The 23,156-nt window shown below is 60.0% G+C and carries 23 protein-coding genes; 7 read left to right on the forward strand and 16 right to left on the reverse strand.

The features are described 5' to 3' along the window. The first annotated feature begins 46 nt into the window (after positions 1-46). Positions 47-1,057: a zinc-dependent alcohol dehydrogenase family protein gene (locus AB4N41_RS19625; RefSeq protein ID WP_236169206.1), complete on the forward strand. Its 1,011-nt coding sequence runs from the start codon at positions 47-49 to the stop codon at positions 1,055-1,057. A 66-nt stretch (positions 1,058-1,123) separates the two neighbouring features. Here AB4N41_RS19625 and AB4N41_RS19630 read toward each other — a convergent pair whose 3' ends face one another. From AB4N41_RS19630 to AB4N41_RS19640, 3 genes are read right to left on the reverse strand one after another with little or no spacing between them, the layout of a single operon-like run. After that, positions 1,124-2,125, reverse strand: coding sequence for an NAD(P)H-quinone oxidoreductase (locus AB4N41_RS19630; protein ID WP_252877927.1), 1,002 nt, complete (start codon positions 2,123-2,125; stop codon positions 1,124-1,126). Position 2,126: 1 nt separating this feature from the next. Next, complete coding sequence (locus AB4N41_RS19635; protein WP_150635620.1) at positions 2,127-2,459, reverse strand: carboxymuconolactone decarboxylase family protein; 333 nt, start codon at positions 2,457-2,459, stop codon at positions 2,127-2,129. Between the two features lie 10 nt (positions 2,460-2,469). Continuing rightward, positions 2,470-3,906 carry an NAD-dependent succinate-semialdehyde dehydrogenase gene (locus AB4N41_RS19640; RefSeq protein ID WP_252877928.1) on the reverse strand — a complete coding sequence of 479 codons (1,437 nt, stop codon included), beginning with the start codon at positions 3,904-3,906 and terminating at the stop codon, positions 2,470-2,472. A gap of 211 nt (positions 3,907-4,117) precedes the next feature. On the opposite strand from AB4N41_RS19640, the gene AB4N41_RS19645 reads away from it, so the two are divergent. Continuing rightward, positions 4,118-5,044, forward strand: coding sequence for a LysR family transcriptional regulator (locus AB4N41_RS19645; RefSeq protein ID WP_252877929.1), 927 nt, complete (start codon positions 4,118-4,120; stop codon positions 5,042-5,044). Positions 5,045-5,114: 70 nt separating this feature from the next. Here the strand turns inward: AB4N41_RS19645 and AB4N41_RS19650 are convergent, their stop codons facing one another. From AB4N41_RS19650 to tspO, 3 genes are all read right to left on the reverse strand, one after another. Beyond that, positions 5,115-5,366, reverse strand: a complete 252-nt coding sequence (locus tag AB4N41_RS19650; protein WP_039758903.1) for a DUF2790 domain-containing protein — start codon at positions 5,364-5,366, stop codon at positions 5,115-5,117. A 219-nt stretch (positions 5,367-5,585) separates the two neighbouring features. Further along, the gene (locus tag AB4N41_RS19655) at positions 5,586-6,569 is read right to left on the reverse strand and encodes an alpha/beta hydrolase (protein WP_252877930.1); all 984 of its coding nucleotides are present in this window, start codon (positions 6,567-6,569) and stop codon (positions 5,586-5,588) included. Next, positions 6,566-7,009: a tryptophan-rich sensory protein TspO gene (gene tspO, locus AB4N41_RS19660; RefSeq protein WP_041480509.1), complete on the reverse strand. Its 444-nt coding sequence runs from the start codon at positions 7,007-7,009 to the stop codon at positions 6,566-6,568. The genes AB4N41_RS19655 and tspO overlap by 4 nt, the downstream gene beginning before the upstream one ends. Before the next feature lie 133 nt (positions 7,010-7,142). Here tspO and AB4N41_RS19665 point away from each other — a divergent pair, with 133 nt between their 5' ends. Next, the gene (locus tag AB4N41_RS19665; protein WP_252877931.1) at positions 7,143-7,409 is read left to right on the forward strand and encodes a hypothetical protein; all 267 of its coding nucleotides are present in this window, start codon (positions 7,143-7,145) and stop codon (positions 7,407-7,409) included. Between the two features lie 42 nt (positions 7,410-7,451). On the opposite strand, the gene AB4N41_RS19670 is transcribed toward AB4N41_RS19665, so the two are convergent. Both AB4N41_RS19670 and AB4N41_RS19675 read right to left on the reverse strand, forming a co-directional pair. Then, positions 7,452-8,363 carry a magnesium transporter CorA family protein gene (locus AB4N41_RS19670; protein ID WP_150742655.1) on the reverse strand — a complete coding sequence of 304 codons (912 nt, stop codon included), beginning with the start codon at positions 8,361-8,363 and terminating at the stop codon, positions 7,452-7,454. 3 nt (positions 8,364-8,366) lie between these two features. Further along, positions 8,367-9,947, reverse strand: coding sequence for a RimK family protein (locus AB4N41_RS19675; RefSeq protein ID WP_071171957.1), 1,581 nt, complete (start codon positions 9,945-9,947; stop codon positions 8,367-8,369). A 94-nt stretch (positions 9,948-10,041) separates the two neighbouring features. On the opposite strand from AB4N41_RS19675, the gene AB4N41_RS19680 reads away from it, so the two are divergent. Further along, positions 10,042-11,136 (forward strand): GNAT family N-acetyltransferase/peptidase C39 family protein, encoded by a 1,095-nt coding sequence (locus tag AB4N41_RS19680; RefSeq protein ID WP_252877933.1) that lies wholly within the window; start codon positions 10,042-10,044, stop codon positions 11,134-11,136. Positions 11,137-11,146: 10 nt separating this feature from the next. Here the strand turns inward: AB4N41_RS19680 and AB4N41_RS19685 are convergent, their stop codons facing one another. Next, a complete protein-coding gene (locus AB4N41_RS19685) occupies positions 11,147-12,718 on the reverse strand; it encodes a sensor domain-containing diguanylate cyclase (RefSeq protein ID WP_252877934.1) in 1,572 nt (523 codons plus the stop codon). A gap of 160 nt (positions 12,719-12,878) precedes the next feature. On the opposite strand from AB4N41_RS19685, the gene AB4N41_RS19690 reads away from it, so the two are divergent. Further along, positions 12,879-13,310 carry an HhH-GDP family DNA glycosylase gene (locus AB4N41_RS19690; protein WP_056784959.1) on the forward strand — a complete coding sequence of 144 codons (432 nt, stop codon included), beginning with the start codon at positions 12,879-12,881 and terminating at the stop codon, positions 13,308-13,310. A gap of 73 nt (positions 13,311-13,383) precedes the next feature. Here AB4N41_RS19690 and AB4N41_RS19695 read toward each other — a convergent pair whose 3' ends face one another. The 3 genes from AB4N41_RS19695 to AB4N41_RS19705 all read right to left on the reverse strand — a co-directional run bounded on the left by AB4N41_RS19695 (position 13,384) and on the right by AB4N41_RS19705 (position 16,348). Further along, positions 13,384-13,596 (reverse strand): hypothetical protein, encoded by a 213-nt coding sequence (locus tag AB4N41_RS19695; protein WP_095179668.1) that lies wholly within the window; start codon positions 13,594-13,596, stop codon positions 13,384-13,386. A gap of 51 nt (positions 13,597-13,647) precedes the next feature. Then, positions 13,648-14,529: a manganese catalase family protein gene (locus AB4N41_RS19700; RefSeq protein ID WP_071171961.1), complete on the reverse strand. Its 882-nt coding sequence runs from the start codon at positions 14,527-14,529 to the stop codon at positions 13,648-13,650. Between the two features lie 280 nt (positions 14,530-14,809). Further along, positions 14,810-16,348 carry a class I SAM-dependent methyltransferase gene (locus AB4N41_RS19705; RefSeq protein ID WP_095179669.1) on the reverse strand — a complete coding sequence of 513 codons (1,539 nt, stop codon included), beginning with the start codon at positions 16,346-16,348 and terminating at the stop codon, positions 14,810-14,812. A gap of 336 nt (positions 16,349-16,684) precedes the next feature. On the opposite strand from AB4N41_RS19705, the gene AB4N41_RS19710 reads away from it, so the two are divergent. Next, the gene (locus AB4N41_RS19710) at positions 16,685-18,604 is read left to right on the forward strand and encodes a tyrosine-protein phosphatase (RefSeq protein WP_252877935.1); all 1,920 of its coding nucleotides are present in this window, start codon (positions 16,685-16,687) and stop codon (positions 18,602-18,604) included. 36 nt (positions 18,605-18,640) lie between these two features. On the opposite strand, the gene AB4N41_RS19715 is transcribed toward AB4N41_RS19710, so the two are convergent. From AB4N41_RS19715 to AB4N41_RS19725, 3 genes are all read right to left on the reverse strand, one after another. Next, complete coding sequence (locus AB4N41_RS19715) at positions 18,641-19,768, reverse strand: mechanosensitive ion channel family protein (RefSeq protein ID WP_252877936.1); 1,128 nt, start codon at positions 19,766-19,768, stop codon at positions 18,641-18,643. 165 nt (positions 19,769-19,933) lie between these two features. Beyond that, entirely contained in the window at positions 19,934-20,917 is a 984-nt protein-coding gene (locus AB4N41_RS19720; protein WP_252878172.1) for a helix-turn-helix transcriptional regulator, read from the reverse strand. Between the two features lie 230 nt (positions 20,918-21,147). Next, entirely contained in the window at positions 21,148-21,759 is a 612-nt protein-coding gene (locus tag AB4N41_RS19725; RefSeq protein ID WP_252877937.1) for an LbetaH domain-containing protein, read from the reverse strand. A 110-nt stretch (positions 21,760-21,869) separates the two neighbouring features. Here AB4N41_RS19725 and AB4N41_RS19730 point away from each other — a divergent pair, with 110 nt between their 5' ends. Next, positions 21,870-22,169 carry a hypothetical protein gene (locus AB4N41_RS19730; protein ID WP_016774369.1) on the forward strand — a complete coding sequence of 100 codons (300 nt, stop codon included), beginning with the start codon at positions 21,870-21,872 and terminating at the stop codon, positions 22,167-22,169. 43 nt (positions 22,170-22,212) lie between these two features. Here AB4N41_RS19730 and AB4N41_RS19735 read toward each other — a convergent pair whose 3' ends face one another. Next, the gene (locus tag AB4N41_RS19735; protein WP_024012629.1) at positions 22,213-23,115 is read right to left on the reverse strand and encodes a bestrophin family protein; all 903 of its coding nucleotides are present in this window, start codon (positions 23,113-23,115) and stop codon (positions 22,213-22,215) included. Positions 23,116-23,156 lie beyond the last annotated feature (41 nt).

Consider the following 23,156-nt stretch of genomic DNA (forward strand, 5'->3'; position numbering starts at 1 on the left):
AAGCCCGCTGAGGGATTGCGGCCAATAATGCATTTGGAGACACATCATGAAAGCGTGGTTACTGAAAGATTTCGGGCTCGACAATCTGCAACTGGGCGAGACGCAAACCCCGCAGCCCAAGGCTGGCGAGCTGCTGGTCAAGGTCGGCGCGGTCTCGCTGAATTTTCGCGACAAGGCCATCGTTGACGGTATCTACGAGCCGCACCTGGTGCCGAAACCGCTGATTCCGGTGAGCGATGCCGCCGGTACCGTAGTTGCAATCGGCGCCGGTGTTACTCGTTTCAAGGTTGGCGACCGCGTCAATTCACATCTGTACTCGCGCTGGTTGGATGGCGAGCCGGGGCCGAGCGAGCCGGATTATTGCTTCGGTTCGCCGCTGCCCGGTGGCCTCGCCGAGTACATGATCATTCATCAGGACAGCGCCGTCGGCGCGCCGGCCAACATGAGCGATGAAGAGGCGGCGACACTGCCGATCGCCGCACTGACTGCGTGGTATGCGCTGGTGGATTTCGGCGCTATTCAACCGGGCCAGACTGTGTTGGTGCAGGGTACCGGCGGCGTATCGATTTTCGCCGTGCAGATCGCCACCGCGCTGGGCGCCAAAGTCATCGCTACCTCAAGCAGCGATGAAAACCTGCACGCGGTAAAACGTCTGGGCGCGGTCGCCGGTATCAACTACCGCAGCACGCCGAACTGGGCGGACGAGGTGCTGAAACTCACCGAGGGCAAGGGTGTGGACCTGCTGCTCGATGTGGCGGGAGGCAATGGCATCAATCAGTCGGTAGCAGCGACCAAGGCCTCGGGGCGGATAGCGCAGATTGGCTTTCTGACAGGGCAGACCGTCGAGCTGAACCTGATGCCGCTGATCTTCCGCCAGACCACCATTCGCGGCATTGCGGTGGCACCGCGTTCATCGTTCGACCGGATGAACGTGTTCCTCGCCGAGCACGACATTCGCCCGGTGATCGACCATGTCTATCCATTCGAACAGGCGCGCGAGGCCTATGAGCATCTGGCGAAAGGGGCGTTTGGCAAGGTTGTGATCAAGGTGAGCTGATCAGCGAAAACGTCAGACAAACCAAGGCCAGTCAGCTCAACGGACTGGCCTTTTTTTATGTCTGTCCTAGCGCAAATCCTCCGGCTGCATCGTCAGAATAATCTTCCCGACATTCTGCGAAGACTCCATCCTCCGATGGGCATCGGCTGCGCGGGACAGCGCAAAGGTGCTGTCCACCACCGGTTCCAGACTCGCAGCGCCGGCGAAGCGTTCCAGCCAGTGGTCGCGAAAGCGCTGGATCATCGCGTGCTTCTCCGGCTGGGTGCGCGACTTCATCACCGTGCCGATGATTTGCAGGTGCCGGTAGAGGATGTGCTCCAGCTCCACGTCGACCTTGCCGCCGCCGCCAAGAATGCCGACCTGCACCAAGCGGCCACCGTGGGCCAGCGAGGCGATGTTGCGGGCGAAGTAGGGCGCGCCAATAAAGTCGATGATCACGTCGACCCCGCGACCTTGGGTTTTGTCGGCGATGACTGCGGCGAAATCCTCGGTCTTGTAATCGATGGCCACGTCGGCGCCCAGGTGTTCGACGCGCGACAGCTTGCTGCCTTCGGTGGTCGCGTACACCGTGGCGCCCGTGGCAAAGGCCAGTTGCACGGCAGCGGAACCGACGCCGCCGGCGGCGGCATGGATCAGCACCGAGTCACCTGACTGGAGTCGGGCCAGGTGCAGCATCGCTTCGTGGGCGGTGACGAACACTTCGGGAATCGCCGCGGCGTGCACATAGTCGAGCTGCGCCGGAATCGGCATGGCCATGCGGTAGTCGATGCGCGCCAGTTCGGCGTAGGCGCCGCCGCCGACGACGCCCATCACCCGGTCGCCGACGGCGAATCCACTCACCTCGCTGCCGGTCTCGATCACTTCCCCGGCAATCTCCAGACCGATGATCAGCGAGTCGCCGAAGTTCGCATGGCCGTAGCCGCCGGTTCGGTGGGTCAGGTCGGCACGGTTCACGCCGGCCGCATAGACACGCACCAGCAGGTCGGTCGCGCGCACTTCAGGGTTGGGCGCTTCACCGAGTTGCAGCACTTCTGCCGAACCGAATGCTTTCAGGTTGATGGCTTTCATCTCAGCGTTGCTCCGTGTCGGCAAGCGTGGCATTGGCGATGGCCGAGGCGGTGATGGCGCCCGGAAAACCGACGTAAAAGGCCAGGTGCGTGATCGCCGCCGCCAACTCTTCATGGCTCACGCCATTGCCGGCGGCACGGCGCAGATGTGCGGGCAATTCTTCGCAGTGGCCTCCGGCAATCAGCGCAGCGACAGTGATCAGGCTGCGCTCGCGGGGTGCCAATGCGGGGTCACTCCAGATCTGCGGGTACAGCGTTGAGTCAACGAATTGCGCCAGTTTCGGGGTGAAGGCGCGGGCGGCTTCGCGTGGGCTGCTGAAATCGATAGTCGACATGGAAATCCCCTTAAACCTGGCTGATGAATTTGTTAGTGAGGTAGTGCTCGATGCCTTCGATGCCGCCTTCGGAACCGTGGCCGCTTTCTTTCATGCCGCCGAAGGGCAGTTCGGTGGCGACGATGCGGTACTGGTTGATGCCGATCATTCCGGCTTCCAGGCCATCGGCCACGTCGATCGCGGTGCGCGCATTAGAGGTGAACGCGTAGGCCGAGAGGCCATAGGGCAGGCGGTTGGCTTCTTGCAGGCCGTCGCTCAGTTCATCGAAAGGCATCAGTATCGCGATGGGGCCAAAGGGTTCTTCGTGCATGATTCGCGCACTCATCGGCACATCGGCCAGAACAGTGGGCTGGAAGAAGAAGCCTGCGCCCGGCAACGCTTCGCCACCGGCCAGCACCCGAGCGCCTTTCTCGACGGCGTCGGCGATCAGTTGCTCCATCTTCGCCAGTTGCCGTGGGTTGGCCAGAGGGCCGACCTGCGTTTGCGGATCCATGCCATCGCCGATTTTCAACGCCTGGGTGGCTGCGACGAAGTGCTCGACAAACTCGGCGTAGGCCTCACGCTGGATAAGAAAACGAGTCGAGGAAATGCACACCTGACCGGTGCCGCGAAAGCGATTGGCGACGCCTTCCACAGCAGCTTTTTCGATGTCGGCGTCGGCGAACACCAGAACCGGGCCGTGGCCACCCAGTTCCAGAGTGATCGGCTTCACTCCTTCGGCAGCGCGGGCCGACAACAGCCGACCGATTGGCACCGAACCGGTGAACGTCACTTTGCGAATGACCGGTGAGGCAATCAGATGGCTGGATACTTGATCCGGCACACCGAACACCACTTGCAGCACGCCTTTGGGCAAACCGGCATCGTCCAGCGCCCGGGCCAGGGCCAGGGCGGTGGAAGGGCTTTCCTCGCCGGGCTTGAGCACCACGCTGCAACCGGCGGCCAGCGCTGCCGAGAGCTTGCGCGCCGGGGTGATGGCCGGGAAATTCCATGGTGTGAACGCTGCCACAGGGCCGATCGCCTGACGTTTCACTAGTTGCAGTACACCCGGACGATTGGCCGGTACGACACGGCCGTCGATGCGTCGTGCGCTTTCGGCGAACCACTCGAAATATTCCGCCGCACGGGTCACTTCATCGAGGCTTTCGCGCAGTGGCTTGCCTTCTTCCAGTGTCATCTGCGCAGCGATGTGCGGGGCGCGTTCGAGGATCAGGTCGGCGGCGCGCTTGAGGATTTTTGCGCGCTGGTCCGGCACGGTCTGGCGCCATTGGTCGAAGCTCAGTCGAGCGACTTCGAGGGCGTGATCCAGATCGTCTGCGGTGGCGAGTGGCACCTGACCGATTTCCTCGCCGGTTGCCGGGTTGACCACGGCAGCGGTAGCGCGGTCTTGGGCGGTGAGCCATTGACCACCGATGAAGAGATAGAGCGGATCGTAAAGAGTGTTCATGGATGTCGCCTTCATGGTTAAGGATTCATTCGGCGCCTTGTACGCAGTAGTTCAGGCGTCCCGTGGAATCCAGTCTATGGAAGGCGTGCCGTTTGATTTAGCCGGCCACGAGGGAATCATTGTTGTCCCAGAAGGTAATATCGAGCCCGGGAGCGAGCGTGTAGGATCCGACGTTATCCGCAATGAGTGGCAGGTCTACAGGACGATCAGGATGGACAAACTTTCAAACATGTCGGTGTACATCAAGGTAGTCGAGATGGGCAGTTTCACTGCCGTGGCCAACCATCTCGACTCCACCGTTGGCAACGTATCGCGTGCGGTCTCGGCGTTGGAAAACGTGCTCGACACCCGCCTGTTGCAACGCTCGACCCGGCGTCTCTCGGTGACCGATGCGGGCCGGCGGTTTTATGAACGCTGCGTGAAGATTCTCGCTGACCTGGAAAGCGCCGAAGCCGAGGCGAGCAATGCCGCCTTGCAACCACGAGGGACGTTACGGGTGCACTGCGTGCCCGGACTGGCCCGGCAACTGGTGACCGGCGCGGTGCTGGAGTATCGCCAGGCGTTTCCCGAAGTGACCGTCGATTTGATGCTCTCCCAACGCATGCCCAATCTGCTTGAGGATCAGTTGGACGTGTCCATTCTGATCGCGCGAACGCTGCCGGATTCGGCGTATGTCAGCCAGAAGATCGGCGTCAGTCACTGTGTACTGGTGGCCTCCCCGGAATACCTGGCGCGGCATGGCGCACCCGAAACGCCGGAGCAGCTTTGCGATCATCAATGCCTGCTGCTCGGTACCGTGGATTACGTGCGCGATGAATGGCAGCTCAAAAGCAAGGCGGGCGACGCGACGTTCATCCCGAGCGGGCCGAGTTTCAGCGTGAACGATATGGACGCAATGGCCTTGGCCATTCGCGAAGGGGCGGGGATTGGTCTGTTGGCAGGCTTCACGGCGATCGACGATTTGCGTACCGGCAGGCTGGTGCGGGTGCTGCCCGATTACCACACCTACGAGCGCAATGTTTACGCGGTCTACACGTCTCGCCAGTTTGTCGATGCGAAGATCACGCGATTCATCGATACCTTGAAAGCCCGGGTCGGCGCGCAGTTGGCGAGCACTGCTCAGGCGCTGATCGATTGAAGCGGTAAAGGCATTTGCGTCTCAGCGAGCCAACTCTGAGACGCAATGGGTGTGCGAGGTATTGGCCTGATCAACCGTTGCTGCAGCCGCTGCCCATGACCTCGTATTGCAGGATGTGCTGTTTGCCTTGGGAATCCTGATAAGTCATGTGCACCGGCACTACGGCGCAGACATCCGGCACTGGATCTTCCGAGATGATTTTGGCGACGTCGAGGTGACTGGCGTAGGTGTATTGCTCGACGGGTGGCGTGGTAGTCGAGTCCTGAGCCATGACCACCGAGCTGAAGCCGAAGAGTGCGAGGACGAGCATTGAGACTTTCATGGGTATTTTCCTTTGCTGGTTGAGTGTGCTGCTGGAACAAACTCTATGCGGCGGCTGGCGGGGGAAACAGGCGCGGATCGGGTAAAGACTGTTTACGGTTTGAGCCACAATCGGCATGGGGTGAACGATCGCGCAGGGTTCAGCGCAAACAAAAAAAGGCGCCGGTGAAGGCGCCTTTTGTTTGTCTCGTTTCTTTATGGCTCGCCATGCAATCGGCAGCTACGAAAACGCCGGGCTGATTTCGGCGGATTTCGCTGAGTAGCTTGCCACTCGTGCCGAAATCCACTGCCTGCTGTAAGCCAGCACATGGTCAGCAGTGGCGGTCGGGAAGTGAATGAAGCCATGCGGACACTCTGGCAGCACGTACATCTCCACCGGCGCCGCTTGCTGCCAGCGCTCAGCGATGAGTCGCGAGTCATCCAGCAGCGGATCGAGGTCGCCGGCAAACAGCAGTGCTGGTGGCAGTCCGCTGAAATCGCCGTACAGCGGCGACAGCGGTGGCTGGCGTCGTTGTTCGTCGCTGATATCCGGCGTGAGCAGGCGCAACGCTTCGACCATGCCGGGGCCGTCGAGCACCAAGGTATCGGCTGGCGCGGCGCGCACGCTGGGCGTGCCGGTCAGGTCGTAGACGCCGTAATACAGCAGCGCGCCGCAGATCCGTTGCAGCAGTTGCGGCAAAGATTTGAGGGCGAGCAGGGTGGCCGCCGCCAGATGCCCACCGGCCGATTCACCGACGACGACCACGGGCAGTCCGGCAAATTCGCCATCGTTCAAGATGCCGCGAGTGGCGCGCAGACAGTCTTCCAGCAAGCCCTCGATTGGCGTCGACACCGCCAGCCGATAATCCACCGACAGCACCGCCACGTCGCAAGTGTTGACGATGGCGATGTTGAAGTTGTCGTTCATCTGCGCATTGCCGATCACCCAACCGCCACCATGGAAATCCAGCACCACGCCTCTGGCTTTGCTCTTGGGGCGGATGATGCGCACGGGCACCGTGTCGATGATCTTGCGTTCGGCGCTCAGCCCATGCTGGCGCAGCTTGCCGTCGCCGCCGAGCTGACCCGCCCGCAGCAACGCCTGAATCAGCCGTGGGGTGAGGCGATTGCGGATCTTGAAACGCGGCAGCCAGGCGAGCTTTTTGTTGAACGCGCGAACCTGTGCTAGCTCACGCTCGCCTTGCGGCCATGGAAAATCGCTCACAGGCGATTCTTCATCAGGATCGAGCAGTTCAGCGCCGCCGCGACGCACAGCCACGCCAGGTACGGGAACAGAATCAGCCCGGTGACCACGTCCAGTTGCAGGGCGAGCACGACCATCACCGCGACCACCACCCACAGCACCGCCAGAATCACCAGCGCCGCCAGCACCTGATGCGCGCCGAAGAACACCGGCGTCCACAGCGTGTTCAGGGCGATTTGCGCGGCCCACAAGGCCAGCACCGTTTGGCTGCCGGGGATCAGGCTCAGGCGATAACCGGCCCAGGCCAGCAGCAGGTAGATGATCGTCCACGCTACCGGAAAGGCCCAGTTGGGCGGGGTGAAAGAGGGTTTGGTCAGCGATTCGTACCACGGACCAGGTTTGAACATCACGCCAGTGGTTGCCGCCGCCGCGCAGGCCAAGAGGAAGATGAAAAAGGTCATTGCCAGTCCTTAGCTGTGATCAGCTGTTATGGAGAGTTAAGAAGAGGACGCTTCGCTGCGCAAAAAGTTTGTTCGCAAATGCAATTTGGCAGTCAGGTTGAACTAAAAGCTGACCGCTGCGTCAGGATAAACAGTGCCTTTTCCCACCGACGCGGACGACAACATGTACACCTATCACATTGAATACCGTTTCAACGGCGAGCCTCGTACTTATCTGCTCGAACTCAAGGAAGCGCAACTGGCCGAGCACGACGCGGCGATGCATCTGCTCGAACTGCATCTGGGCGATGCCGAAAACAGCCTGGTCATGCCCACGGCGGATTCGACGCCAAAGCAGATTCTCGAGCAGGCTGAGCGGGTAGGGATTACGCATATCCGGGTGGTCAGCCGGACCAATTGACGCCCGCATGCGGCGCAGGCGTTAGCAGAATGTGCTCTGAATTCAGGCCATGCGCCGCAATACCAGCACCATCCCCGCGCCCACGAGGCCCATGCAGGCGATCAGCACGGGAAAGGACATCCACCACGGAACGCCGGACGTCATCATGCTGAACTCCGACATGCCACCGATGCCGGCGATCAGGTTCAAAGGAAGGAATACGACGTTGATCAGCGTCAGCTTTCGCAGCGCGCGGTTCATGCTGTTGTTGGCAAGGTTGCCATGGGATTCGATGAGGTTGGCGAACACCTTGGCGTGAATTCTGGCCTGCTGGAAGCTTTGTTCGTTTTCCACGATCAGATCGTTCAGCGCAGCCAGTTGACTGTCGCTGAAGCCCTGACGCTGGCCGTGGTTGCGCAGCAGCGTCAGCACTGCTCCGTTACTTTGAATCGCATTGACGTAGTACACGAGGCTTTCGCTCAGGTTGTACATCTGCGCCAATTGCTGATTGTCCATCGCCCGGGTGAACTGCTGTTGGATCTCCCGAGCGATCTGTTTGACCACGCGCAAATGCCCGAGATAGTGGTGAACGCTTTCAGCGAGTAATGCCATCAGCACGTCCAGCGGCCCGGTCATTTGCGCATCGTGCTCAAGACCCGAAAGCAGCGAGTTGCTCGCGCAGATGACCACCAGGCGTTTTTCGCTCAGCACCACTCCGAAGGACGAAACGTTGAATGCGCGCCCGTCGAAGCTTTCCGGGCGCTTCCAGATCAGGAACAGGTGATCTGGCTTGACCTCGATGCGGGCCACTTCATCAGGGTCCAGAGACGACTCTATCGCTTGTGCGCCAATGCCCAGGCGTCTGTGCAAATCCAGTTGCTCGGCTGCGTCCGGGGCGACACACAGCCAGACAGTCGCCTGGTCCTCCGATGTCCTGTGCAGGGCGCCGCAATCAATGCAATAGCCTTCAATCATTGCTCACCACGCTTGGCCACGGTGTTTGAGCTCAAGCCTTTGGGTAAAAGCCTGTAATACGCGCCGGTACAATTCGTCGCCCAGCACCGCATCTTCGATGCCGGCGTCGAGGTTGGGGTTGTCGTTCACTTCGATCACCAGTACCCGATCGCCCGCCTGCTTGAGGTCGACGCCGTAGAGGCCGTCGCCGATCAGCCGCGCCGTCTGTACGGCGAGCTGCACGACTGCGGGCGGGGCTTGCTCGACGGGCACCGCTTCGCACATTCCGTTGATCTCGCCGGGCAGCGCCTTGTGGTTGTAAATCTGCCAATGCCCCTTGGACATGAAGTATCGGCAGGCATACAGCGCTTCGCCATTGAGCACCCCGACGCGCCAGTCGTATTCGGTGTAGCAATACTCTTGCGCCAGCAGCAACACCGAGTGTTCGAATAACTCCTGCGCGGCCGTGGCCAGCGCTTGTGCATCGGCGACCTTGATCACACCCCGTGAAAAACAGCCATCGGGGATTTTCAATACCAAGGGAAAACCGAGGCGACGCCCTGCGTTTTCGAGTTCCTGCGGACGATCCTTGTAGAGTATTTCCGTTGCCGGCATGCCCAGCCCGCGACGCTTCAGCAAATCGGCCAGATAAACCTTGTTGGTGCAGCGCAGGATGGACGACGGATCGTCAATCACCACAAGGCCTTCGCTTTCAGCCTTTTTCGCGAACCGATAGGTGTGATCATCCACTCGCGTTGTTTCGCGGATGAACAGCGCGTCGAATTCGGCGAGACGTGCGTAGTCCTTTTTCTCGATCAGTTCGACATCGATACCCAGCTGTTCGCCCGCAGCGATGAAACGCTGCAATGCCTCGGGGTTAGACGGCGGTAGGGCTTCGTCAGGATCATGCAGGATGGCCAGGTCGTAGCGGGCCACACGTTTGGAGGCGGGCTGACGCCATGTCCTGCGATTGAACGCGTCCAGTGCATCAGCGAAAACATGCTGCTGTTCATCGCGAAGTTTGTGCAGTGCACCGGCCTTGATGCCTGCGATCTGCCAGCTCTCACCACGGCGGAATTCCACCAGCAGGATAGGGCAGGGGAACGCCTCGAACAGCTGACGGCCGATCTCTTGCAGCGGCTCGATCGAGGCCTTGCCGAAGTACAGCGACAGCGTGAAGGCTTCGGTTTCGCCGTATGGATGGTTGGCCAGCGCCCGCTCCAGGGTGCGTTGCAGATCATTCAGCCCGACCCCGTAAAGCGCTTTGCGCGCCAGCTCGCTGACGGTGCGTACCGAGGGGAAAACCTTGTGTCCGCGCGCTTCGGCCAGCAATGAGCAGTAATAGCCCTGACCGAGGTATTTGTAATTGCGGCAGAGGTTTATGACCTGGGTGCGATGAGGAAAATCATCGCTGTGTTCAAGGTAATCCTGAGCCAGCATCAGGCTCTCGCTGGGCAGGTAATCAGCCCAGTCATCCTTGCGTTCGACCAGTATGAGCAATCGACTTCCCGAGGGCTTGATACTGGGAGGTTCCTCGCTGAGGGAGATTGTCGAATGCTCGGTTTTGTCTAATACTTCGTTCACGTTGGCTTGCACCGCTGACATGAGTAATGAATCCCTGTTGAAGAAGACGCCGCTTCAATAAATCACGGGCCTTTCGGTCTGTCCCGGTTCGTTACTCAAACTTTACGGTGCGGTCATGTCTTTTGATTTTCGCTTTGCATCCATGGACGATATCGACGATCTGGTCGAATTGGAGCGGGTGTGTTTCACCCTCGACCGGTTGAACCAGCGCAACTTCAGCTGGATGCTCAGTCGAGCCAATGCTGCGCTGATTGTCGTCACCTCGGGCGCAACACTTTGCGGTTACGCGCTGGTGCTTTTTCACCGTGGCACCTCACTTGGACGCCTGTATTCGATTGCGGTCAGCCCTGCGTGGCGCGGACATGAGCTTGGCCAGCGTTTGCTAGAACAGGCCCAGGCCTGCGCATTGGCGCGCAACTGCGCATGGCTGCGTCTGGAAGTGCGCGCTGACAACAGCGCTGCCATTCGTCTCTACGAAGCCAATGGCTATCAACGCTTTGCCAGTGTCGAGGACTACTACGAGGACCACTGCGAGGCGTTGCGCTACGAGAAACGTATCCTGCGCGAAACACCTGCCCCCGCCCGGCAAGTGCCGTATTACCAGCAGACCACCGAGTTCACCTGCGGCGCCGCGTGCTTGCTGATGGCCATGTCTGCCATCGATCCGACCCGTGCCATGACCCGAGCGGAGGAAATCCAGCTGTGGCGCGAGGCAACCACCATTTTCATGACGGCGGGGCACGGTGGCTGTAGTCCTCAGGGTCTGGCATTGGCGGCCTGGCGGCGCGGTTTCGATGTGCGCCTGGAAGTCAGTCACGCGGGCTCGCTTTTTCTTCACGGCGTACGCAGCACGGAGAAGAAGTCGATCATGAAACTGGTCGAGGACGGGTTTGCCCAGGAACTGGCTGCCACGCAAGTCGAGCAGGTTCTGGGTGATTATCTGCAGATCGGCGCTGCGTTGGCGGCCGGATACAAACCGCTGGTGCTGATCAGCAGCTACCGATTCACCCGCTTGAAAGCGCCGCATTGGGTCATCATCACCGGGTGTGACGAGGACTTCGTTTACTTGCACGACCCTGATGTCGACCACAGCAAACTCAAGCGCGGCCTGGACTGCCAGCACTTGCCGGTCAGTCATCAGGAATTTCTGCGCATGACGGTGTTTGGCGTACAGCGGGTTCGCGCAGCCGTGATGCTGCGCTCCCGTTGAAGAGCGGTGGCTAGGCGCCGAGCACTTCCTCGCCGATACAGTAGCGATCCCTGCCTTTCTGCTTCGCGGCATAAAGCATTTTGTCAGCAGACTCGATAAGAGTGGCAGGGCTCACTTCATGTTCGGCCGGTTTGCCAACCGCAATACCTGCACTGGCGGTGACGTGACCCAGCGGATGGGCTCTGTGCTCCATCCGCGAGGATCGAATGGCCTCAAGAATTTCCTCAGCCACAAGCGCCGCCCCGCGAATATCGGTGTTGGGCAGCAACACGGAAAACTCCTCGCCGCCATAGCGCACGGCGAGATCACCCGGTCGCTTTACCGCCTGCGCAATGGCCTGTCCGACAGCGCTCAGGCAATCATCACCTGCCGCGTGCCCATAGCTGTCGTTGTAGAGTTTGAAGTGATCGACATCGATCATGATCAGTGAGATCGACGAACCCTGGCGCCTGGCCAGGCGAAGCTCGTCAAGCAGGGCAGTATCCAGGCGCCGACGGTTGGCCAGCCCGGTCAGGCTGTCGGTCAACGCCATGTCCTTCATGGCCTGATGTGCACGGCGCAGATCCTTTTCCATCACCACTCTCTGGCGCAATTGTCTCAAGACGATCAATCCGAAGACCGTGAACGCGGTAATCACCGACATCAACACGAAACCGGTTTTGATCAGGTCCCAGCGCCACGGCGCAATGATCGATTCGCGGGAAAGTCCGGTTTCGACTACCAACGGATAGGTGCTCAAAGCTCTGTAACCGTACAGACGCTGGGTGCCGTCGACGACCGCTCGGACCTCGGCGATCCCTTGATTGGAAAACGGCAGGTAGTTCTTGAACACCTCACTGTCGGCGAGGCTCTGACCGATTACCGAAGCGATGAAAGGACGCCGCACGAGAATGGTTCCATTGCGCAACGCCAGCACCAGTGCACCCTTGTCGTCGATTTTGAAATCGCCGTAATAGTCGACGAAGTAGCTGACCTTGATGGTGCCAAGCAGCACGCCGGCGAAGGAGCCGTCCGGGTTATTCAATCGGCGGGAAATCGGAATGATCAGGTCGTCCGTGGATTTGCTTTTGACGACATCACCGATACGCACGTTTCGATCGGTGTTGGCGCGGTGATACTGGAAGTAGTCGCGATCGGCATTGTTCGCCGGGTCCGGGATCATTTCCTTGTCGGTGACGATCCATTTGCCGTCCGGGCCGTAGATAAACAGTCCATGCAACTGCGGCATCAATTTGGCCTGCTGCACCAGCAAGTTGTGGATGCGCGGTACGTCGATGTTCTGCAGACCGTCGCCTTCGACGCGCTCGCCCAGGGCGGCGGTCAGCACATCGACCTGGCGGATGGCGTCTTCGGCATGTTGCGCGGTTGCCCGCGCGAGGTTGGTGACCGAATCACGCGCCGACGAGAAGGCTGCATGATAGTCACGCCAGGTTCGCCATCCCTCCACGCCGAGAAACGCCAGAATGACCGTCAGCATGAAGATGACTGTCAGGCGGAAAGCGGCGATCTCGCTGGCAGCTTTGATGGGAGCGGTTTGTGCGGCGTCATGCCCCCGGGTTTTGGGCATCTTACGACCGAGCATTTGAGGGTCCTTATGCTTGTCATCTCTCATCTCTTGAAAGATGACCATCCTTTTCCACCTGGAATTCAATTTACTGCCTTGGCCAGGCGGTCGCGATTGGATCGTTCAAAGCCGTGCCGGGTCAACATCTGTAATTGAAACGCGCCTTGAGGTGAGACTTGTGAGCGAAATCATCACGGCCGGTGACTTGAACATCGACCTGCGCAATGCCAACGAAACCGGCCTGTTCAAATGGTTGCTGGCGAGTTTTCTGATGGGCAAAAGGATTCAGGGCGCCATTGCCGCCAAGGCGTATCAAGTCATAGTAGAGCAGCATCACCAAGACACCCCGCAAAAGCTCGCGCAGTGTACGCACCGTCAACTGGTGTCGATGCTGGGGCAGGCGCGTTACGTGCGCTACGACGAAAGCACGGCGTCGCGACTACTCGCGCTGGCCAACAAGCTCAACAGCGAGTACGCCGGTAAGGTCAGTAACATCGTGGCCGCGAGCGCGGACCGTAAGGCGCTGGAGAAGCGCCTGTCCGAGTTCGAGGGGATAGGGCCGAAGACCGTCGAGATCTTCATGAGGGAAGCTGCGTCGGTACTTTTCTGAACGCCCGGTTCGGCATTGAAGACGGTGGCAACACTCGGCTCACAGAGCAGCAAGTCTTCCCGCCAGTTCGCGGTCAATGGATGGCTGCCACCTCCGATTGCTGGACTGTGGCTTGATCGGCAAAATTATTCGGGAGAAGGGTGCCCAAGCCGAATACATTCACCGCCATGCTGACTTTCAATCCTCGACAGGCCTGTTTGCAGTCCAGCTCAAAACCGGCGTATGCGTGCTCCATCAAACGTTGAAAATGTTCAGAGGTCAGTGCCAGGACTTTGCTGCTTTTCATGTGGTTTTCCTTGAGCAAGTGGCGACCCCGGTCCGGGGCCGCCGGACGGGTTCAGACATCTTTGCCTTGCACATAACCGGAGCCCAGATCAGCACCGGTCACCGGCTCGCTGAGTGGGTCAGAGGCTGTACGGGTCTTCATCGCTTCCAGCACCTGTTCGTCTTCAGCCGGAAGGGTGACGGTCGCCAGACCGTCACCGCCGTCCACCGCAGGCTCTGGGTTTTCCACATACTCCCACGCGCCGCCCTCGTTCCACGGACCACGAACGTTGGGCTCGCCAGACATATTGAAGTACTTGTTGGTGAACTCCGGCATGCCCGGCAGTTTGCCCTGCGGGAAGTTCGGCTGGATCGAATGCAGGGCTTTTTCGAAGGACTGTTGATGGGCGATTTCCCGCGTCATCAAGAAGCCGAGCGCCTCTTTGACGCCCGGATCATCGGTGATGTTGATCAAGCGTTCGTAGAGGATTTTTGCCCGTGCTTCGGCGGCAATGTTGGAGCGGAAGTCGGCGGTAGGCTCAGTGATCGAGTCAACGTAAGCCGCCGTCCACGGCACCCCGGCCGAATTGACCAGCGGCGCGCCTGCGCCGTAAAGCAGGCTGGTGATGTGCGAGTCATTGCCGGCGCCATTCAGCGCGCGGTACAGCTCGCCTTCCTCTTGAACGCCCTCGGCGAGTTGACCCTTGGCACCTCTGTTGAGCATGACGATGATCGAGCCGACCACCTCCAGATGGCTCAATTCTTCGGTGGCAATGTCCAGCAGAAGGTCTTTGCGCCCCGGATCTTCCTCGGCCAAGGCTTGGGTGAAATAGCGCGCTGCTGCGGCCAGTTCGCCATTGGCGCCCCCGAATTGTTCCAACAGCAGATTGGCCAGACCAGGGTTGGGCTCGGCCACTCGAACGGTGTACTGAAGTCGCTTGTTATGTATGAACATTCAAATTTTCCTCAGACCAGGCTATCGCGCTTTTGCCCTGGTGGGCGTTAGCGCATGCATAGTTGTGAGGAGTGGGTGGAGCGGAAATTTCGTTTATTGCAGTCCGGCTGGACGGACGGCAGAGGGCGGAAAGTTCCGGAAACAGGACGGTTGGCTTGACCCTGTTCCACGACCAATGTGGGAGCGAGCCTGCTCGCGAATGCGGTACGTCAGTCACCGATTTGGCGGCTGATCCAGCGCTTTCGCGAGCAGGCTCGCTCCCACAATGGTTCGTTGGCAATCAAGCGATCTTCAACGCCCTCAGCACCACCAGCGTCTGCTCGGCGAAGACCTGCGCCTGTGCGGTCAGCGCGGCGATATTGGCTTCGGCAGTGAGCAGCGGCTGGCCGTTCTCTACCAGCACTTCACCTTGTTCGCTGATCACACTCCACGCCAATTGCGCCCACTCGGCTGGCTGCTGTTTGCCTTGCTTGATCGAGATCAGGAACAGCTGCTGGAAGCGGCTGACCGTCACGCCACCGCCAGTGACCGGGCTGGCCAGGGTCTGGATGTTGGCGCCGTACAGCGAGCGTTTGCACAGTTGCAGGTTGAGCGCGGCGCAGCGACCGCTGACCTGCGACTCGGCGGCCTCGCTCTGGCACGGAGCGACAGCGCCCATACCGATCAGCACGGCCAGGGCTTGTTCGAGGTCGTCGTAAGCCAGCGCAGCCTCGGACAGCAATTGGCGCATCGATTTGGCCGCATAGTTCTGTGCCGCCAGTGCATCGAGCACCGGGCCGTAAATCTCCGGTTGCAGCGTCGCTTCGCCGGCGGGACCACTGACCGAGCCCGCCACGGTTTCCCAGGGTTGCAGCAGCACGAAACGGCTGTGCAGCATCCTCGCGCGGCGTTCGGCAGCGGACAGGCGCGTCGCGCCACGTACGTACAGGTCGCGGCGGAAGTGCTGGTTGACGAAGTAGTCCCGCGCTTGCTCGCGCATGATCGGATGTTCGATGGTTTCCAGAAAGTCCATGCCTTCAGCGCTCAGGTTGAGCGGGGCGACCGAATCCAGCGGCACTGCCGTGGTGGCGTAGTCGAGCTTGGCCGGGGCCAGCGCGTCGACCATGTCGGCGAAGTACATGCAATTCCAGTCACGGTTGAAATACTCGTGGGCGACGTAGTGACGATCCTGACCCTTGATGCTCTGCAGCCGCGCGCCGAGACTCGGCGCCGCCGCGGCGTATTTCGGGTTGGCCGCGAGCAGTGCTTCGGAAAATTGCAGCGCGGCGTCAATGCGCTGGTCGGAGCGCGACGATGCATTGGCGAAACGATCGTGCAGGCTGAACAGATTGCGCAGCGGCGCCGACGGCGACCAGCCGGGGAAGCAGTTGTAGCTGACGTAAAGCATGCCGCCCGGTTTCAGGTGACGGCGGGCGAATTCGACGATCAATTTTTGATTGTCGCGACTGACCCAGGTCCAGATGCCATGCAGGCTGATGCTGTCGAACTGCGGCAGATCATTGCGTGCGAGCAGCTGTTCGAAACTGTCGTCATACAGGCGGGCGCCGTTGTTGGCGGCAGTCGCGAGTTCGATGGCATGGGCCGCCATACCCGGGTGAAAGTCCGTGCCGACAAACGAACCCGGGTTGGCGGTGGCGTGGATGTTGATCGACACGCCCTGACCGAAGCCCAGTTCGCAGTGCACGCCTTCGTTGCTTTCCAGCGTGGCGAACCCGCGCAACAACAGGCAGTAACGCAGGAACACCGGATTGATCTCCCGGCTATAGCTGTAGGTGTAGCCTTCGTCGGTGAAATAACCTTCGTTCCAGGCGTTGCTCATGAGGGCGGTCTCTTGTTCTTGAAAGTGATGGCAGTCTTATAAGGGGTTGTCGCTGCGCGCGACAAATTGAAAAAAAATACTTCCCCAAACCCTGTGGGAGCGAGCCTGCTCGCGAAAGCTTTTTTTCAGTTTGAATATAATCGGCTGACACGCCGCTTTCATGAGCAGGCTCGCTCCCACAGGGATCTTCAACACATCCAAGCAGGATTGATGGACCGATCACGCACTCCACGGCCCATTCGCGCAGGCATTTTGTAGCCAGCCGAAACTGTCATATTCCCTCCCACTCGTCTGCCCATAGTGACCAGCCCAACGCTGATTTCATGAGGCTGCACTGTGTTCCAACGTCTTCTGTGTTCGCTGTCCGTTCTGAGCCTGTCCATCGCCGCTGCCCACGCGGCCGAGCCTGTCAGCCTCGACACGCCGCGCTTGAGCGGTATCGACAACTTTCGCGACATCGCCGGCATCACCACCGCGTACTCCACCGCCCACGACGGCGTTATGCGCAGCGGCGTGTTCTACCGTTCCAACGCACTGACGCCGTCGACGGCGGATCTGGCGACACTCAATGGGCTTGGCATCAAAGCCATCTACGACTTGCGCACGCCGAGCGAAATTGCCGCCACGCCCGACACGATGATCACGGGCGCGGCCTATCGCAATATCGACATCATCGGCAGCACCACCTCTGGTGCGGACATCACCAATATCTCCTTCCACAGCGCCGCCGAGGCCGTGGCGATGATGGAGGAAACCAACCGCGCCTTCGTCAGCGATGCCGGCATGCGCGGGCAGTTCGGCCAGTTGTTCAATGAGCTGGCAAGTGTCGACGCCGCGCAGTTGTTTCACTGCACCGCCGGCAAGGACCGCACTGGCTGGACCGCCGCGGTGTTGCAGAGCATCGCTGGCGTCGATGAGGCGACGATCATGGCCAACTATCTGGCGACCAACGACTACACCGCCGCCCGAGTTGCCGCGACCCTGAAAGCCTTGCCGCCGAGCATGGCCGCTGTCTACGAGCCGCTGCTCGGGGTGCAGGCCAGTTACTTGCAGGCCGGTCTCGACCAGGTCGCCGCTGAGTACGGCAGCATGGACAATTACCTCAAGCAGGGCCTCGGTCTGTCCCAGGAAACCATCTATGTGCTGCGCGGAAAATTGGTGGAGTACAACAGCTTGCCGGGGCAGACCGGGCTGATCGGCAATGCCGCCGCTGGTGCCGAGTTGCTGCGCCAGCTGCAGAACTCCGAGCTGTCCGGCACCTACAGCGCCTACAACTACTACCTGCAATCGGCGATCGACGCCGGCAGTCTGGGCGGTGTCGAATCTCAAGTCGGCGGTCAGGTCCACGCTGATGCGGCCAGCTACCTGCTGCGGCAGAACGCGATGATCGAACAAGCCGCCGCACCGTTCGCCAGCGGCAGCGATCTGAAGATCGGCCAATACCGCCTCTGGAGCACCGCGCTTGCCGGCTACCTCGGCACGGACGGCTCGGCCCACGCCGACAGCAGCAACGAACACAGCCAGGGCCTGATGCTCGGCATTACCCAGCGCTTCAACGAACAACTCAGCGCGCGCGGCGGCTTTGGCTACAGCAAGGGCAGCGTGGGCGGCGCGGGTGGCGAGGCCGATACGGACTTCACCTTCCTCAACCTCGGTGCGCGTTACGGCCTCACCAGCCTTGAGCGCGGCATGTTTGTCGATGCCAACGCCAGCGCCGGTTACGTCGACTACGACAGCAAACGCGAGCTTGGCGGTGGTCTCGGCACTGCCAAGGGCGACACTCACGGCAATCTCACCGGCGCGACCCTGGCGCTGGGTTATCGCGCACCGCTCAACGGCGTGATTCTCGAGCCGAGCCTGGGCTTTCGCGTCAGTCATCTCGACTTGCAAGGTTTCAAAGAGAAGGGCAGTGAGCTGGCGCTCGACGTCGACGGCATCAAGCAAACCCGCCGCAGCGCGGTGGCCAATCTCGACGTGTCATTTGCCCCAGTGGCCGTGGGTGCGTGGCAGTTGGTGCCGGGCGTGCGCGTGGGCTATGAACGTGCGCTCGGCGATCAGCAAGTCCACAGCGAAGGCCACCTGCTGGGGCTGGATATCGAGCAGCGCGCGGCGTTCGACAATCGCGACCAGTTCACCGGCGGCGTTAATCTGATGGCCAACCTCGGCGCCCTGAGTGTAGGCGCTGAGGTCGGGGCCAACGGTGGCGGTGACAGCCATGGTTTCAATGGCGGACTCAAGGCCAGTTACGCGTTTTGAACACAGCGAGCCCGGCAAATTGCCGGGCTCTTGCGCTCAAGCATGCTGCGCACGCGAAGGTTGCTGTGTGCGTGCCGGTGGCGCGGTGGGTTCGGGCAGGGAGGCGACATGCACGGTGCGCGCCGGGAAGGCGAACGTCGCGTCCAGCTCGGCCACCGCTTCCATGATTGCCAGATTGATGCGTTGCTGCACGTCCATGTAGACGTTGTAGCTGGCGTCCAGAACGATATACACCGTCTCGAATTCCAGCGCGCTCTCACCAAAACTGCGGAAATGGCAGCGGTCGAAGCGTGCCTGTTTTTCGTTCTTGATGATGCTTTCAACGCGTTGAGTGATCTGGCGGATCTGTTCGCTGGTGCACTCGTAAGTCAGACGAAATTCGAACACCACTCGACGCTCCTGCAAGCGTTTGTAGTTCTGAATGGTGCTGCCGATCATGTCGGCGTTGGCCATGACAATCTGCTCACCGCCAAGACTGCGGATGCGCGTGGTCTTCAGGCCGACGTGCTCGACCGTACCGGCCAGCGTGCCGACGACGATGAAATCGCCCACCTCAAACGGCTTGTCGACGGCAATCGACAGCGAGGCGAACACGTCGCCGAGAATGTTCTGCACCGCCAGCGCCACCGCGATACCGCCGACACCCAGGCTGGCGACGAATGCAGTGATGTTGACGCCCAGGTTCGACAGCATCGCCAGCAGAATCACCGCCCACAGCAATACCTTGACGCCCCACAGGCTCAGGGTCGCCAAGGCGCTCGCTTGAAAGGAGCCGGTCGCGTTATGCCGCGAGAAATAGCGATGCAGCCCCAGTGCCAGCGCGCGGTTGGTCCACAGGCCGACCTGCAACGCCGCCACCACGAACCACAAACTGCTGACACGCCCGAGCCAGCGCTCGGGCAAATCCAGCAAACCGATGCCGACCAGAATCGATGCCAACAGCAGCAACGTGGTGCTGGTCGCCGCCAGCACTTCGCTGGCCATGTACGTCAGATGCCCATTGCCGGCAGTGGCCCGCGCCTGCACCTTGCGGAAAACGAAGCGGATCGCCGTGGTGGTCAGCAGATAACTGAGCGTTGCGGCGAGCAACGCCAGCACCCAGTTCGCCAGTGAAATTCCTAAAATCGTGTGTGTCGTGAAAAAGCCGATGAAATCCTCGGTCATGGAAACCCCCTTGCGAAGCCTGCACCGACGCGCGCAGAAACGCACCGTCGGTCGCAGCCAGGTAAACGCCGCTTGAATCGGCGGTGCCGTCAAACGACCTGTCTGGGTTAGTCGCCCTGAGATTCCTGCTGTTCAATCAAATGCAGGTTTCGCCGGACCGAATGGTCAACGCCTGGCCTTCAACTCCGCTGGGCTAACGCCATAAGCACTCTGAAAATACTGACAAAAGCGCCCGACATTACTGAAGCCAAAGCTCAACGCCACCTCCGTCACGGAGCCTGCATGCCCGCGCACCAACGCCTCATAGGCGCGCTGCAAACGCACCTGCCGCTGATACGCCACGATCGACATCCCGACAAAACGTCGAAAACCTTCCTGCAAGGCGCGCTGGCTGACATGACTCAACCGCGCCAGATCCACGCCACTGACCAACTGCTGCGGATGCGCCTGAATAAATTCCATCGCCACCTTCACGTGTCGCGGCGCCACACACGGCGCCGGCCCCCGTAATGCCTCGGTGAAGTTGTGCGGCCACGCCTCCAGCACCGCATCGATCAACATCTCGCGCAACCGTGACGGCATCAACGTGCCGCTGTTGATCAAGGCATCGAACTCAGTGCCCGTGGCCAGTTCAATCAACGCCTTGAGGCCCTGAAATGCCGGGGCATTCAGATCCACGCTTGGCTCAAACACGATCTTCTGCACGACCGGTCTCTCCAGCAGCGCCGACAACCGCTCGGTGAGCTGCAGACGATTGATCGAAATGCCGTGATGCGCGTGATCGTCAACAAAACGCATCGAACGGATATCCGCCTTGTCGATCGCCAGACCGATGTGCGCCATGCCAATGGACTCGGTGGCGTGGTTGAAAACGATCTTGCCGGCGGTGGGGATGACGAAGGTGATTTCGTTCTGCGGGTCGGGGAGGGTGACGCTGAAATCGCCGTGGTAATGCATACGCCGAAAACTCACCCCGTCGTGCCGCCCGTAGACCCCGCCGATGATGATGTTGGAAGGTGGCGGCGGAGTATCGGCGTAGCGGTTGCCGAAGAGCCTGGAGAACAGGGCGCCGAAGTCGGAAGAGGTGAGGTTGTCGGAGCGCAGGATGATCTTTTGGCGGGGTGGGGAGGTGGCGGTGATGGGCGGCATTTTGGAATGCGGGCTCTTGGGGCGATGGTCGAGATCGGTCGAGCGTAGGAGGCGGGTGTGACGGTTCAGTGACAAGGCTGGAACCACGGACTGCTTTCAAGCAAGAGCAGACAGCCAATTAATCGCACTTGCATATTCCCGGCAGACAGATCACCACCTCGGAACATACTCGGGAAGGTACACATTCCAACGGCAGCTTCTGGCCGAAAAATAGATTCGAATATCTGGTGTCATTCGTAAGCAAACTGATCAATCAACCCCAGACGAGGAACACGTGTGTGGGGCCGCAACAAAGCCCCAGGAGCAATCACAGCGTTTGCGCCAATCTTGCAGCCATCACCCACTAGCGCTCCAAATTTGCTGACGCCTGTGTCGATCACCTGATCTTCGTGGCGGATCCTGATATCAGCCCCGTCCAGTTCGTTACGGTAGTTGGCGATGATCGCGCCGGCTTCAATATTTACCGCTTCGCCAATCAATGAGTCGCCGACGAAGTTGAAGTGGGCAAGCTTGCTGCCATCGAGCATGAAGGTACTTTTCAGCTCACAGCTGGGGCCAACGATGCAGTTTTTGCCGAGGTATACACCTCCCCGTAGATAAGCCCCCGCCGCGACGAAGCAGCTTTCGCCGATGATGATTGCGCCTTTGAGAACGGCGCCTTGCTCAACAATGGCGGTTTCATGAATCGCACAATTGTTGTGGCGCCGGTATCCCGGGCCGAGCGTTTCAAGCAATTTCAGAATCCGGCTCTCGCAATCCTGAACCACCGCCCAAGGGGCAGCGGAGTCCACGCCCAGTAATGGCCATTGAGCGATGTAATCTTCGATTTTTGGCGATTTCATAAGAATTTTCCGAACAAGTGAGAGTGGGGCGTGGGTGGACTGTCGACGACTTGAACGACTCGCTATGCCTGCCAGTCGTACCTGTACAAGCATTTTCAAGGTACGGCGCAATGGATAAGACAATCACCGTGGATCAACTGGCAACCACTGATCTTGGATCAATCAACGAGATATGGCTCGGCGGGACCCATACTCAGTTATGCCTATGGCGTGCTGAACAAGTCTTCACCCACGAAATGCTCAGCGAGGGAACCCATGATCAGAATGTCCGACGCCTGTGTTTGCAGTTGGTTGACCCTGACGATCGAGACGCAGTGGCCCGTGTTGAGGCGGTAGCGCGCGAACGACTCGAAGAAATGGGCAAGCAGGGCGAGTTTTACCCGGCCGAGGCGGCGGACACTCGTCAATAGCCGCTCCGCATCTGATGAAACGCGCAGCTGCTAAAGCAGCGCCTCAAGCGGGCTCCTCAACCCTGCGTACATCCCCCAACGAATCACGCTGCATTGACTGCAAATTCTTTTCGATGGTTTCGCACAGCGCTTCCATTTGAATCTGGTGTTCGCTGTGGCGAAACGGGCTTTGCAGATCGGTGCCGATGCGCTCGATGGCCAGCAGCATGAATCCCACCACGGTCGACGCCAGCGGCGTGAACCAGCCGAGGGATTCCACCAGACCTATCGGGACGATCAGGCAGAACAGCGAAATGAACAGCCGTGGGAAATACACATAAGGGTAGGGCAGCGGGGTGTTGGCGATCCGCTCCATGCCGCCTTGGCTGTTGGACAGATCCACCAGCGTCGACTCAAGCCGCGCCAGGCGAATACTGTCCAGATGCCCGGCCTTGTATTCGCGAGCGAGCAGAGTCGCCGAGCCGGTGAGGATATCGTTGGCAAAGTTATTGGTCGTGCCGCTGCGGGCAAATTCTTCGGCGGGAATAAACGCTCGCACCTCGTCGGGACACGGCTGACCTTGCAGATGCGCGGCGAGGCAATTTACGTAGGCCACGTGGCGGCGCAACAGCGTGGATTTGACCGGATTAACCTCGCCACCAGCGTCGTCCAGCAGCGTCAGCACCTGCCTGGCAAAGCTGCGGGAATTGTTGATCATCGACCCCCACAGCGTCCGCGCCTCCCACCAGCGGTTGTAAGCGCTGCTGTTGCGAAAACTGATCAACACGATCAACGCCGAACCGAGCAAGGTCAGCGGCATCAACGGCAGGTTCAGCTTGGCGTTGAGAAATAGCATGAAGTCGACGGTGACGGCGATGTCCCAGAGCAGCAACCAGAACAAAGACCAGCCCACGTAACCCAGGGTCTTGATGATCAGACGGTATTTTTTGACGATGGCAGCTTTCAAACGGAAACCTCGTGGCGAGCAGTTTGCTTAAACGCTTAAGC

Source organism: Pseudomonas sp. S2_A10 (assembly GCF_054668465.1).

Excerpts from the sequence above, each read along its gene's own strand:
- AB4N41_RS19670 (WP_150742655.1), bottom strand. The coding sequence starts at position 8,363 with ATGATTGAAGGCTATTGCATTGATTGCGGCGCCCTGCACAGGACATCG.
- AB4N41_RS19705 (WP_095179669.1), bottom strand. The coding sequence starts at position 16,348 with ATGAGCAACGCCTGGAACGAAGGTTATTTCACCGACGAAGGCTACACC.
- AB4N41_RS19725 (WP_252877937.1), bottom strand. The coding sequence starts at position 21,759 with ATGAAATCGCCAAAAATCGAAGATTACATCGCTCAATGGCCATTACTG.
- AB4N41_RS19680 (WP_252877933.1), top strand. The coding sequence starts at position 10,042 with ATGTCTTTTGATTTTCGCTTTGCATCCATGGACGATATCGACGATCTG.
- AB4N41_RS19675 (WP_071171957.1), bottom strand. The coding sequence starts at position 9,947 with ATGTCAGCGGTGCAAGCCAACGTGAACGAAGTATTAGACAAAACCGAG.
- AB4N41_RS19700 (WP_071171961.1), bottom strand. The coding sequence starts at position 14,529 with ATGTTCATACATAACAAGCGACTTCAGTACACCGTTCGAGTGGCCGAG.
- AB4N41_RS19635 (WP_150635620.1), bottom strand. The coding sequence starts at position 2,459 with ATGTCGACTATCGATTTCAGCAGCCCACGCGAAGCCGCCCGCGCCTTC.
- AB4N41_RS19730 (WP_016774369.1), top strand. The coding sequence starts at position 21,870 with ATGGATAAGACAATCACCGTGGATCAACTGGCAACCACTGATCTTGGA.
- AB4N41_RS19695 (WP_095179668.1), bottom strand. The coding sequence starts at position 13,596 with ATGAAAAGCAGCAAAGTCCTGGCACTGACCTCTGAACATTTTCAACGT.
- AB4N41_RS19685 (WP_252877934.1), bottom strand. The coding sequence starts at position 12,718 with ATGCTCGGTCGTAAGATGCCCAAAACCCGGGGGCATGACGCCGCACAA.
- AB4N41_RS19625 (WP_236169206.1), top strand. The coding sequence starts at position 47 with ATGAAAGCGTGGTTACTGAAAGATTTCGGGCTCGACAATCTGCAACTG.
- AB4N41_RS19630 (WP_252877927.1), bottom strand. The coding sequence starts at position 2,125 with ATGAAAGCCATCAACCTGAAAGCATTCGGTTCGGCAGAAGTGCTGCAA.
- AB4N41_RS19720 (WP_252878172.1), bottom strand. The coding sequence starts at position 20,917 with ATGCCGCCCATCACCGCCACCTCCCCACCCCGCCAAAAGATCATCCTG.
- AB4N41_RS19640 (WP_252877928.1), bottom strand. The coding sequence starts at position 3,906 with ATGAACACTCTTTACGATCCGCTCTATCTCTTCATCGGTGGTCAATGG.
- AB4N41_RS19715 (WP_252877936.1), bottom strand. The coding sequence starts at position 19,768 with ATGACCGAGGATTTCATCGGCTTTTTCACGACACACACGATTTTAGGA.
- AB4N41_RS19645 (WP_252877929.1), top strand. The coding sequence starts at position 4,118 with ATGGACAAACTTTCAAACATGTCGGTGTACATCAAGGTAGTCGAGATG.
- AB4N41_RS19650 (WP_039758903.1), bottom strand. The coding sequence starts at position 5,366 with ATGAAAGTCTCAATGCTCGTCCTCGCACTCTTCGGCTTCAGCTCGGTG.
- tspO (WP_041480509.1), bottom strand. The coding sequence starts at position 7,009 with ATGACCTTTTTCATCTTCCTCTTGGCCTGCGCGGCGGCGGCAACCACT.